Source organism: Hafnia alvei (assembly GCF_964063325.1).
In the GTDB taxonomy this organism is placed as follows: Bacteria; Pseudomonadota; Gammaproteobacteria; order Enterobacterales; family Enterobacteriaceae; genus Hafnia; species Hafnia alvei_B.
The window spans coordinates 3,266,860-3,279,059 of the sequence record NZ_OZ061315.1 but is presented as its reverse complement, the minus strand read 5'-3'; the positions used below and the strand labels follow the sequence as shown (position 1 = coordinate 3,279,059).

The 12,200-nt window shown below is 42.4% G+C and carries 13 protein-coding genes and 2 pseudogenes; all 15 read left to right on the top strand.

Annotated elements, in window-relative coordinates; genetic code table 11:
- Positions 1-3 precede the first annotated feature (3 nt).
- The 15 genes and pseudogenes from hcp to AB3Y96_RS15565 all read left to right on the top strand — a co-directional run bounded on the left by hcp (position 4) and on the right by AB3Y96_RS15565 (position 12,026).
- Complete coding sequence (gene hcp / locus AB3Y96_RS15635) at positions 4-495, top strand: type VI secretion system effector Hcp (RefSeq protein ID WP_039339792.1); 492 nt, start codon at positions 4-6, stop codon at positions 493-495.
- A gap of 168 nt (positions 496-663) precedes the next feature.
- Positions 664-2,664, top strand: a complete 2,001-nt coding sequence (locus AB3Y96_RS15630) for a DUF2345 domain-containing protein (protein ID WP_367299641.1) — start codon at positions 664-666, stop codon at positions 2,662-2,664.
- Positions 2,665-2,674: 10 nt separating this feature from the next.
- Positions 2,675-4,462, top strand: coding sequence for a hypothetical protein (locus AB3Y96_RS15625; protein ID WP_367299640.1), 1,788 nt, complete (start codon positions 2,675-2,677; stop codon positions 4,460-4,462).
- Positions 4,463-4,494: 32 nt separating this feature from the next.
- On the top strand, positions 4,495-4,953 hold the full coding sequence (locus tag AB3Y96_RS15620) for a glycosyl hydrolase 108 family protein (protein WP_072310603.1): 459 nt from the start codon (positions 4,495-4,497) through the stop codon (positions 4,951-4,953).
- Entirely contained in the window at positions 4,950-5,339 is a 390-nt protein-coding gene (locus AB3Y96_RS15615) for a hypothetical protein (RefSeq protein ID WP_367299639.1), read from the top strand. The genes AB3Y96_RS15620 and AB3Y96_RS15615 overlap by 4 nt, the downstream gene beginning before the upstream one ends.
- 289 nt (positions 5,340-5,628) lie before the next feature.
- On the top strand, positions 5,629-6,012 hold the full coding sequence (locus tag AB3Y96_RS15610) for a hypothetical protein (RefSeq protein WP_072310601.1): 384 nt from the start codon (positions 5,629-5,631) through the stop codon (positions 6,010-6,012).
- Between the two features lie 225 nt (positions 6,013-6,237).
- Positions 6,238-6,540: a hypothetical protein gene (locus tag AB3Y96_RS15605; protein WP_072310600.1), complete on the top strand. Its 303-nt coding sequence runs from the start codon at positions 6,238-6,240 to the stop codon at positions 6,538-6,540.
- Positions 6,527-7,387 carry a hypothetical protein gene (locus tag AB3Y96_RS15600; RefSeq protein ID WP_367299638.1) on the top strand — a complete coding sequence of 287 codons (861 nt, stop codon included), beginning with the start codon at positions 6,527-6,529 and terminating at the stop codon, positions 7,385-7,387. The genes AB3Y96_RS15605 and AB3Y96_RS15600 overlap by 14 nt, the downstream gene beginning before the upstream one ends.
- Before the next feature lie 539 nt (positions 7,388-7,926).
- Positions 7,927-8,762, top strand: a pseudogene (locus AB3Y96_RS15595) (hypothetical protein).
- A pseudogene (locus tag AB3Y96_RS15590) lies at positions 8,749-9,108 on the top strand (hypothetical protein). Before AB3Y96_RS15595 ends, AB3Y96_RS15590 begins: the two co-directional pseudogenes overlap by 14 nt.
- A gap of 315 nt (positions 9,109-9,423) precedes the next feature.
- Positions 9,424-10,251: a pesticin C-terminus-like muramidase gene (locus AB3Y96_RS15585; protein WP_139130996.1), complete on the top strand. Its 828-nt coding sequence runs from the start codon at positions 9,424-9,426 to the stop codon at positions 10,249-10,251.
- Complete coding sequence (locus tag AB3Y96_RS15580; protein ID WP_072310595.1) at positions 10,244-10,615, top strand: lysozyme inhibitor LprI family protein; 372 nt, start codon at positions 10,244-10,246, stop codon at positions 10,613-10,615. Before AB3Y96_RS15585 ends, AB3Y96_RS15580 begins: the two co-directional genes overlap by 8 nt.
- Before the next feature lie 184 nt (positions 10,616-10,799).
- A complete protein-coding gene (locus tag AB3Y96_RS15575; protein ID WP_254663949.1) occupies positions 10,800-10,976 on the top strand; it encodes an N-acetylmuramidase domain-containing protein in 177 nt (58 codons plus the stop codon).
- On the top strand, positions 10,960-11,409 hold the full coding sequence (locus AB3Y96_RS15570; protein WP_367299637.1) for a hypothetical protein: 450 nt from the start codon (positions 10,960-10,962) through the stop codon (positions 11,407-11,409). The genes AB3Y96_RS15575 and AB3Y96_RS15570 overlap by 17 nt, the downstream gene beginning before the upstream one ends.
- Positions 11,410-11,600: 191 nt before the next feature.
- Entirely contained in the window at positions 11,601-12,026 is a 426-nt protein-coding gene (locus tag AB3Y96_RS15565; RefSeq protein WP_367299636.1) for a hypothetical protein, read from the top strand.
- Positions 12,027-12,200 lie beyond the last annotated feature (174 nt).

Genomic DNA, 12,200 nt, shown 5'->3' with positions numbered 1-12,200 from the left:
TCCATGGCAATTCCTGTTTATCTTTGGCTGAAAGACGACGGCGGCGCAGACATCAAAGGGTCTGTGGACGTTCAGGATCGTGACGGCAGCATCGAAGTGGTGGCTCAGGAACATAACCTGTACATCCCGACCGATAACAATACTGGCAAACTGACGGGTACCCGTATCCACACCCCGTTCCTGTTCACCAAGGAAATCGATTCGTCCAGCCCGTACCTGTACAAGGCTGTAACCACCGGTCAGACCCTTAAGTCTGCAGAATTCAAGTGGTACAAAATCAATGATGCAGGTCAGGAAGTCGAGTACTTCAACACCAAACTTGAAAATGTGAAGGTGGTGAAAGTGAATCCTGAAATGTACGACATCAAGGATCCTTCCAAAGAGAAGCATAACCACCTAGAGCGCGTTGAACTGCGTTACGAAAAAATCACCTGGACTTACAAAGACGGCAACATCATTCATTCTGATTCTTGGAACGAACGCGCCACCGCGTAAGTCACGAGCGGACAGAGCTTCTCTGTCCGTTTTTTTTGTTTATGCCGAGCGTCTGCTTGTGCGGGCGTTGAGCAAAAACATCACATTTCGGAAACAGACCTTATGGGCCTCGGTAACGGCCAGGGGCGGTAGCGTGCCTGAATGGTCCTCAACAGTGAGCAAGCAAACATGGAAAACCCGGCAATCCTTCTTCGACGTCTCAACCCTTACTGCGCCCGCGCTATGGAAGGGGCTGCGTCTCTGTGTCAGACCCGCGCCCATGCAGAAATTCTGCCGGAGCACTGGCTGTTGAAACTGCTGGAGCAGGGAGAGGGTGACCTTACCGTGCTGGCCCGTCGCTACGAGTGGGATATGGACACCATCTGGCAGGATTTGCTGGGCTGGCTGAACAGGCAGCCGCGCTCAGTACGCCACCGTCCGCAGCTGTCGGACAGTCTCCAGACCCTACTTCAGGAAGCGTGGCTGATTGCCTCACTGAATAGCGAAGAGCATATCCGCAGTGTGCATCTGCTAATGGCTCTGGTGGATAAGCCAAAACTGGCGCGTTGCGACGGCCTGTGGCCATTACTGACGCTCGGCCAAAGCCAGCTTGAACGCTTGCGTCCACTGCTGGATTCACAGTCTGACGAGCGTCCGGAGGTGCAGCAGGAAGCTGAACTGGCGCAAAGCCACGGTGGCGAAGTTGATTTTGTCGGCTATCCAGTGAATGCAGACGTTAAAGAGGGTGAACTGAATCCGGCGCTGCAGAACGCCCTGGACAAGTTCACGCTCGACGTTACCGAGAAAGCGAGGGAAGGCAACATCGATCCGGTGTTTGGCCGTGATACGGAAATCCGCCAGATGGTGGATATTCTCTCCCGTCGTCGTAAAAACAACCCGATCTTAGTCGGTGAGCCGGGTGTTGGTAAGACCGCCCTAGTGGAAGGGCTGGCGCTTCGTATTGCTGAAGGTAATGTACCGGAGTCCCTCAAACCTGTGATTCTGCATACCCTTGACCTTGGCCTGTTACAGGCGGGGGCGGGCGTGAAAGGTGAGTTTGAACAGCGTCTAAAGAACGTGATTGATGCTGTTCAACAGTCACCTGTGCCGATTTTACTGTTTATCGATGAAGCCCACACCATCATTGGTGCGGGTAATCAGGCCGGCGGTGCTGATGCGGCCAACCTGTTGAAACCCGCACTCGCTCGAGGTGAACTGCGTACTATCGCTGCTACCACCTGGAGCGAATACAAACAATACTTTGAACGTGACGCTGCGCTTGAGCGCCGCTTCCAGATGGTGAAAGTCGATGAGCCTGACGACGAGACGGCCTGCCTGATGCTCAGGGGCCTAAAATCCCGTTACGCCGAGCACCACAATGTTCACATCACCGATGATGCCGTACGCGCTGCAGTCACGCTGTCGCGCCGTTATCTGACGGGCCGCCAGTTGCCGGATAAGGCCGTTGACCTGCTGGACACCGCAAGTGCCCGCGTACGTATGAGCCTCGATACGGTGCCTGAACAAATTGTACGCCTGAAAGCACAGCTGACCGCACTGGCACTGGAAGAGCAGGCGCTGCTGGAAGATATCGCCGCCGGCAGTAACCATCATGGTGACCGACTCAGTGTCATTGAGCAGCTGCGGGCTGATCTCGATGCGCGTATTGCGGATTTACAGGCCGCAGTTCTGCTGGCGTCGGCTCCACAGGGGATTGCCTTGACGTCAGGAGAGCACCTGCAGCTCACCAGTACGCAGAACACGATGCTGACGGCCGGTAAGCATCTCGACATGGGGGCGATGAAAAACATCTCCATGAGCGCTGAGAATGAGCTGGGGCTGTTCGCACACAAGGCGGGTGCGCGGATGATCGCCAACCTCGGAGATGTGGAAATGCATTCCCGCCACAATACACTGGACATGAGCGCGCAAAACGCGATGACCATCACCAGTACCGATGATGAAATTGTTATCAGCACGCCCAAAGCGCTGACAGTGAATGGCGGTGGCTCTTACCTGAAGCTCAGTGACAGCGGTATTGAGCATGGCTCGAAAGGTGACCTGACCATGAAGGTGGGGGAATATCTGGTACCGGGCAGTGGTGCTGACCTGCCATTCTCCGCACCCGATTTTAACAGCACTGAGATAGCCGAAATTAAACGCGTCATTAGTAAATCACTGAGCAACTGAGGGGACAGACATGTCGGTATTACCAAAATTCAGCTGGCCTGTACCATCCAACCGCGGTAGTGACTTTACCTCCCAAGAGGATGTGATGTCTCATCTAGAAGGTGAAGCGACCGGCTGGTACATGGTGGGAAGCAACGGCATGTGGCACGGGGGAATTCATATAACGAGTGCTACAACTCCGTGGTGTGCTCTGAGTGGTAAGGCAGTTTCCGAACTGTTGGATTTTCCTGTACCCTACAAGGGAGAGCAGAGCGTTCGCTGTATGGCGGACGGGGAAGTGGTGGCATATCGGATCTGCCGTGATTACTTGAAGGTTTCCTGGGAGACGGGGCCTTTGAATGTCTCGGGCTCCTTTGTTCTGGTGCGACACTACATTCAGCCCGGCGAGATTAAAGAGAACGGCCTGCATTTTTATACGCTGTACATGCATTTGGCGCCTTACTCCGCTTACGCCTCCAGTGAAAATGACACACATTGGAGTGTGAATGACAAGCTACCTGTATTTCGCCGTGAGTGGACTCCTGATGCTAACGCCGAGAACAGAAACACGTATCGTATAGACACCATCCCGAAAGGTTCACAGATTGAATGGGATGCTTCTGATTCAAGCCGTAGCGCGACAGGGCCTAAGGCACGTCGCTATGGTTTGGCCACGTTTAGAGGGCTATCCGATACAGCGAAAGCCAAAGGTACGAAGACCCGTCTGGTGGAAGGACAACAGTACTGGATCCTGACGGACAGAGATAACCTTGTCCCGACATCAGGTGCAGCTGTTCGCCCGTCTTGGTGGTCGCATCTGTTACCGCCTTACGCAGAGCCGATGCAGTTTGACACCGTAGTCTGCCCTACACCGTACCCAATCAATGCCAGTGATAGCGTCGGGCATTTGGGTTATTTCCAGGTACCGAAAGAGGGTGGTTACACTGCTCGCTATCAGGTTCATATTGAATGCCTGAGTGCAGATGACAACTTGCCGACTTTCCTGAAAAATCCTGAGAAGGTCTGGGAGAGCTCACCGCTGTACCTGAAATGCCCGTCAGGCCTGCCGTTGTTCTCGAAAGACCTGAACACAAAGACAATGGTCAGTAATGGCAGGGTTACGCAGGTCGAAGCAATCCTTAAACTGAGTCAGGTGAAAACGGAGCAGGATACAGAGAAGCAGGAATATTGGTTTTTGCCGTATGCGAACGGTTACGTGCCGAAAAGCAACAAATCCGCTGAAACACTGTCGCAATACGATCTCGAAAAGCTGGGATTTACCACCACAGTTGACGAGGCACCGAGCTTTGATCACCTTGATGGTACAACCTCACCTGAGGGTCTGGTTCGCAGTATTCTTGACAGGATTTTACATGCATCCCTTCTTGATACGCGCTTAACCCATCGTGTCGTTCCGTATAACTATCAGCGCTTATTGAACCGGATTGACAGTAGTGTCAGCCCCTATTCATCCCAAGAATACCTGAGTGCCATCCATAACCCATCTTATCGCGACGTGAAGAATAAGATGATCGTGAAACACCCCAGTGAGTGGTATCACAAAAAAGAAACGCCGATTTGGCAGTCTTTTTTAAACAAACTGACGAGCGATGCACCCGAGTGGAGAGAATACTGTGAAGACTATCTTGATAAGATGGTGTGGATACAGGATGCCAGTAAATTAAAACTGGGATCATCTTTGTGGCATATGCATCCGGTGGAGTTTCTTGGTGCTTTAAGTAGTAAAAGTAAAGATCGTTGCAAAGTTCTTTTCTCAAAAGTATCCGGTGTAATTCTTCGTCATGAGGGGGCTACGTAAATGATCCTGATGATAAAGGTGGCGAAACTAATATGGGTATAACTCTTGATACTTGGCGGGCTTTTGCACCACAAGATTTAGGAATAGAGGCTACTTCAGCGACTCTAAAATCCATGACAAAGTCACAAGCTGAAACGATTTATTATAACCACTACTGGAATCCTAAAGGTTTCTGCAAATTAGAAAGTACAAAAATAGCACTAATGATATATGATTGGACGATAACATCCGGATTGGCAATCAAACAAATAAGGAAGTGCTTGCATAATGAATACGATTCAAAATTAAGTGTCAGTAACAAAATGGATGATAATATGATCCATTGTATTAATAACATTGACGTTCAAGAACTGTTATTAAATAGAATTGCAGAAATAAGGAATGAATACTATCGCTCCTTAACCGTAACGAATGGAAAGCCAAATGCTCAGGTTAAGTTTCTTAAAGGGTGGCTAAATCGAGTTGATGATTGTTTACAGGTGGTGCTATGAAAAAATACTTATTTGCATTGTTATTCATTTCGTTCGGCTCTATGGCTTGCTTTGGTGGTCACTGGGAAAGTGAGAGTAAGACAAGCACGTTCACTATTGATTTGACCGAAACAGGAAATCACATTTCAGGCAAATATTGTTTTATTACAAATAATGGGAATCGGATTGATTGTTCTGAACAAGATGATGATGACAATATCAGGGGTACAGTAACTAATGGGAAAGCTCAGGTGTCTTTTGATAGCACGTTTGGTGGAACAGGGAAAGCATCCCTAATTATTAAAAATGATGATTTAATTTATTACATTAAAGATAAAAAACCATTTGTAGAGGCAAATATGTCAGTGCCTGATAAAATCGTTATGAAGAAAAAATCCCCTAAATGATCTCGAAAGACCTGAAAATAAAAATGATGGTCAGCAAAGAGATAACTACGGAGGATGAAGTTATTCTGAAGCTGAGTCAGGTGAAAACATAAGCGGATGCTCAAAAGGAAGCATATTAGTTTTTGCCGTATACTAACAGCTGCGCGCCGAAAAGCAACAAATCCTCTGAGATACTCCGTATAACTATCAGCGTTTGTTGAACCGGATTGACAGTAGTGTCAGTCCCTATTCATCCCAAGAATACCTGAGTGCCATTCATAACCCATCTTATCGCGACGTGAAGAATAAGATGATCGTGAAACACTCCAGTGAGTGGTATCACAAAAAAGAAACGCCGATTTGGCAGTCTTTTTTAAACAAACTGACGAGCGATGCACCCGAGTGGAGAGAATACTGTGAAAGCTATCTTGATAAGATGGTGTGGATGCAGGATGCCAGTAAATTAAAACTGGGTTCGTCTTTATGGCATATGCATCCGGTAATGTTTTTGGGATCATTTATCCGTGAATCAAAAATTACAAAAGAGATGCTACGAAAAATCTGGACTGACTCTGTCAGAGTTTCTGATGCATTACTAAGTGCTGTAGCAGAAGAACTCAATGCCAGCTTTGAACGATGCAAAATTAACACTAGTAATCGATTGAATCATTTTATAGCTCAAGTATTTCAATAGGTTGGACCTGGATTTAACCTTAACGAGAATTTTAACTATAGACCCAACGTACTTGTCGCAAAATTTGCTTATTATGCTAATCATGTTGCTGAAGCCGATGGTGATGGTTTCATTCCTGGGCGTCAGGCAGCAAACGCTGAAAACATAGCCAATAAAGCATATGCTAAAAGGGTTAACAATGGCGACTATGCAAGTGGGGATGGGTGGAGATATCGTGGTCGTGGAATGAAACAGTTGACGTTCAGAGGAAACTATAGAGCATTTACAAAATATCATGAGACCAAATGGGGGCAAAGAATCGATTTTGAAGCTGAGCCTGACTTGTTGCTCGAAACTGTTTATGCCGTTCGGTCAGCACTTTATTTTTGGGATTCTAATAATCTACCGACTCGAGCTGATCAAGGGGTTTCGAAAGATGTGTCCTATTCAATAACTAAAATTATTAATAAACATGATGATCACTATGATGATCGGTTTGAAAATTTAAATAGATTATTACGTGAAGGTGTCTTTAATGAGATATTTTAGTTCATTAATTTTTATTTTTTTTTCTATGAATGTTTGTGCTTCTGATTTTTATTTAAAACCAAGCTCGGAAGATCTTGATGGCACTAAATATTACACACTGACGGTGAAAAATCTGCACGATCAAAAAAATATTGATATTGCTTTAGAGGGAAATGCAAATACCGCAACAATTAGAGACCATTTTACATTTTCTTGCAAGTGGGGAGCGGTTGATGGTGTAAGGATTGGAATGTCGTCACAAACAGGCGATCGTGCAATGGCTGTTTCTTCGTATTATTTTTTTGATGATAAACTGGATAATGTTTTCGCCAAAATATATGCTGTAATGAATGCTCAAAAACCTTATGTACCACTTTCGCTTAATCACTCGGTTTGTGGATGCGAGGGGGAAGGCGTCAAAAAAGACAATCGTACAGGTAAAGATTACGTAGAAAATTATGAAGTTATTGCTGATGGTCCATTTGCTTTAAAAAATGCTTCTAATATATATATAAAATATGTTACGGACAAGGGATTGAATCTTGTCAAAGAAAGCGAGTCTGGTGATGTTATTGTTGATAGTTATAAAAACAAAGATAATCATTCACCTGTGAATTTATCTGTGTTTTTCATAAATATTTCTTCTGAAATGAATATTGTAAACTTGATATCATGGGGGGGGGATGCTCATGATATGACTTGCTATAAAGTCTATGCATATTCCTATGATAAAAAAGGAAACATATCTAAGAATGTTTCTATAAATGATGATGTGAATTTATCCGGATGTGAAGGTAAGGGAGCTAAGTTCAACTACAAAAACGCCGCATTGATTAAAAATTATTTAAAGGAAAAATTCAAAGGTTGAATTTCTTGGCTAATCATAACCCGTCTCATAGCGACGTTAATTACAGGATGATGATGACAATATTGTTGGGGATATTGTTAATAGAAAGGCACTGATTTCATTTTATAGCGCTTTTGTTGGGACTGGAAAGGCTGTTTTGAAGATTGAAGGAGATAAATTGGTTTATCATATTGATGATAAATCGCCATTTGTTGCTGCTAATTTGTCTGTGCCTGATAAGATCGTTATGAAGAAAAAATCCCCTAAATGATCTCGAAAGACCTGAAAATAAAAATGATAGTCAGCAAAGAGATAACTAAGGAGGGGGAAGTTATTCTGAAGCTGAGTCAGGTGAAAACAGAAGTGGATGCTTAAAAGGAGGGATATTGGTTTTTGCCGTATGCGAACGGCTGCGTGCCGAAAAGCAACAAATCCGCCGAGACACTCCGTATAACTATCAGCGTTTGTTGAACCGGATTGACAGTAGTGTCAGTCCCTATTCATCCCAGGAATATCTGAGTGCTATCCATAACCCATCTTATCGCGATGTGAAGAATAAGATGATCGTGAGACATCCCAGTGAGTGGTATCGCAAAAAAGAAACGCCGATTTGGCAGTCGTTTTTGAACAAACTGACGAGTAATGCCCCCGAGTGGAGAGAATACTGTGAAGACTATCTTGAGAAGATGGTGTGGATACAGGATGCCAGTAAATTAAAACTGGGATCATCTTTGTGGCATATGCATCCGGTGGAGTTTTTAGGGACCTTAAGGCAAACGCTTAGTTACTGGGAACTGGGCAAGACATCAGAGCATTTTGAGTCTGGAGGGCGAGGGCCCAGTGTTGTTTCAACGGGTAAAGGTGATCATGGCGGCATTTCTTATGGTAAATATCAATTTTCATCTAAAATGGGAGTTGTTCAGAAATATATATTACACTCTAAATTCAAATCAGAATTTGAAGCTTTAACTCCTGCAACTTCTGAGCTTAATAAAGTATGGAAAAAATTGCAGCTCAGTATAAGGATGAATTTTCAAAGGAACAGCAAGATTACATTAAAGAAACGCACTATGAAGTTCAGATTGACTATTTGAAATCTAAAGGTATTGAGTTTTCAAAAACACATGCTGCGATTAACGACATTACTTGGTCAACTTCTGTTCAATATGGTGCCAGAACTGGTATAACTGTCAGGGCTTTAAAGGGTAAAAATATTTCTGCTTTATCTGAGAAAGATATCATTACAATTGTTCAGGACTATAAGTTTAATAATGTTGAGAATTTGTTTCCTTCATCGCCAACATGGTGGGGAGATCTGAGGTCAAGGGCCATCGCAGAAAAACGTGATTTGTTGGAACTTGAAAAAACTAATAAGGTCATTGATGATGAAAACTAAATATACGCTTTTATTATTGTTCTTTCCACTTTGCATTTATGCAAAAACAAACTCTTCTTGTGCGGGGAATACGACAGTTCATCCCGTTATGTTGTCCTGCATTCAAGGCAGCACAAACAAAGTAGAAGATTCTATTAAAAGTATGATAGAAAAACATGGTTCCGAATATTCAGTCACTATCGATTTTTACAATGCACAGAGAAAATAAATTTCCGATCGATGTGCATTGTATAAAACAATGGATGGTCAGCGAGCAGAACTTCTTGAGAATCAATGTGAACTTGATGGTGTTACGCAGTTAAATGACTTTTTCAATAATTATAAAAAGGCTGTCGATAATTACTAATCGGTTACAGTGGATGCATTAATATAGTTCATTTATAGATGAAATCGAATAAATAGCTGTGGCCTGATATTATTAGAGCCATCTCAACATTTGCACGTACATCTGCACGCCTTGGTGTGCGCCGAACTGTGGTGAAAATAAAACGCTGTGAATTGTGAGGTTAAACCGGATTGACAGTAGTGTCAGTTCCTATTCATCCCAAGAATACCTGAGTGCTATTCATAACCCATCTTATCGCGACGTGAAGAATAAGATGATCGTGAAACACCCCAGTGAGTGGTATCACAAAAAGAAACGCCGATTTGGCAGTCGTTTTTGAACAAACTAACGAGTGATGCCCCCGAGTGGAGAGAATACTGTGAAGACTATCTTGATAAGATGGTGTGGATACAGGATACCAGTAAATTAAAACTGGGTTCGTCTTTGTGGCATATGCATCCGGTAGAATTTTTAGGTGCGCTTTCCAATGATGATGAAATGGCTCTTAAATGGTTAAAGGTACCCAAAGGGCAGCTTACGTTTGATGCTGAAGGTAATGACAATGATAATAGCATTTATTTCTCACGTCATCCTCACGTCCCTAACAACAAAGGGGTTGTAATTGGTGCATCCGGGGTTACATTTGGCCGCGGATTGGATCTTGGGCAGCAATCAGAAAATTATATTAGTGGATTGTTTCAAAATATAGAGAAAAACGCTTCTCCACTATCTATAACGATGAAAAAATGGCTACTAGAAAGTGTTGGATTACAAGGGAGTTCAGCACTACGCTATTGTCAAGATATAGATAAACACGTTCCAAAAGGGGAACAATACTTAACAAGGAAACAACAACATTTTTTGTTTTTGTCTGTGTACGAACATCAATACAATGTTACAAAACGAGTTATTGCTAAAGGTACAAACATTGATGGCGTACAGTATACTGTAAATATAGATTCAATATCACAGAATGTACAGGATGTGTTAGTAGATCTTATTTTTAGAGAGGATAACTCCTCTCGAACAAGAAGATATTTCATGAAGGATTTAAGTGATGGAGCTAACAGTTTCAAAAAAATATATCGAATGAATACTGGAAGTCAAATTTTGGAGTGCCAACTCAACGTTTTAATGCTCGTAAAGGATATCTATAATGAATAAATTAAATATTTTCGTATTGAGCTTGTTATTAGTTCCATTTTTGACTTTTGCAATATCTTTGGATGAACAAAATAATTATATAAAAATCCTGGATGGATATAAAAAGTCTGATAATGAACTGAATGAACTATATAAAAAGCAAATGATAGAATATAAGCAAGAGTGGGAGGGGGTTTATGGGCAAAAAGAATCAAAAGATGTATACCTTAAGAGGGCGCAACAAGCATGGATCAAAATGAGAGATGCTAGCTGTGATTATGAAACTTACGAATCAAAAACAGGGACTGGATTTTCTAGTATTTACGAAAAATGCCTGTTAGATAAAACCAATGAGCGCATACAGTATTTAAAGGATAATAATTAGCAAGGGGGGCCGGAAGAATTGAATGATTAAATTCATGCTCTGTTCATCATGGTGCCATGAAAAAATCATACAACTACACCTTGTTTGTGTATTTTCATTATCTTGAAAGACATCCAAAGTAGTTAATGCTGACTCCAACTTTAAAGAAGCAGGCTATAATTCACCTGAGGAGTTTGTTAAATCAATTTCCGAATCAGAAAAGAACCAACTCAGTGCATTTGTCAATTTTATTAAATCTGACTCTGTTTTACTTAAGTCGATTAGAGATAAAGACTGGCTAAGTTTTGCGAGAAGATACAATAGACCAAAACAACAAGGTTATGATTCCAGAATGAGAGATAATTATGAAAAAAATAAATAGAATTTTATTACTGAGTGGATTATTGTCATTCGTATCGCTTTCTTATGCGGCAGGTGATTATTTCTCTTGCAATACTACTAAGGGACAAGCTTCCTTAAAAACATCATCCAATAAGATGATTTATGAAATGAAAAACTCTAGTGGAGAGACATTTGCCTATTCATCACTAGCCCCAGAATACTCTGGTTTTTTATACAACCACTACTCCAGATTCCAAACCGATTATATGAACGTTAGTTTCCACCACAGTGGTTTTAAGTATACGGTTTTTAGCAATTATGAAGATGGCGATAGTAATAAGGGGGTTACGGTTGTTAATCTTAAGACTAAGAAAGAGTATACGTACGAATGTAAAGATGAAGGGGTTGATAGACTTTCGGATCTAATGGGTAAACTTCAGTGTGATAAGGACGACGCTCTTGGTTGTCAATAGTTCAAAAAAACGAGTGACGCTTATAAATATATTAAAAAACACATATATCCGATTCAGCTACAAATAAGAAACTAATGATGTCATTACAATTCTTTGTGAGCCGGTACATAAGAAAACTTGTAGGATTGAATACATAAATGCTCTCATTTTTTAATCATAGAATTGAGGCGTTGCAATGAATCTAAAATCAATTGGCTTTGCTTTGCTTTGCTTTGCTTTGCTTTGCTTTGCTTTGCTTTGCTTTGTTATCTGGCTTTGCGCACGCAGATAACAACCAGGTTGTCGGCTGTTTTTCATCTGGTAAAATTAATGTGAAATTTGTTCAAGTGAGTCAGGATGGTATCTCGCTGGGATACGTTAAATACAGCAAATCAGATAAAGGTATTCCGCTAGTGTTTATTTCAGGCTCTTCAGCAGTTAATGAGGATGGAAGGTCCGACGAGTATACGTCAAAGTGGGCCGAGTTCATTGATGGTAAACTTAATGGATATTATACAATAATGTCTCAAGGGGCGCGGTTTTACCAGTTAACATATAAATCGAAAAAAAATACAATAACATCATTTTCGGATAATACTAATGCCTATAATGAAGAAGGTACCGATTGTAAGTGGTAGACATTTTTGATGATGGGGAGTTTGTTTCTCTTGGTGTCAAGGTTGAACAGAATGGTTTAGATTAATGAACATCATATTTCGAAGGAATGATGGCGCTAAATAAAATGAGTTTGTTAACTTTGCTAAGCCTTTCAGCTTTAAGTGCCTTTGCCTATCCAGCAGGACGAGTCCTCA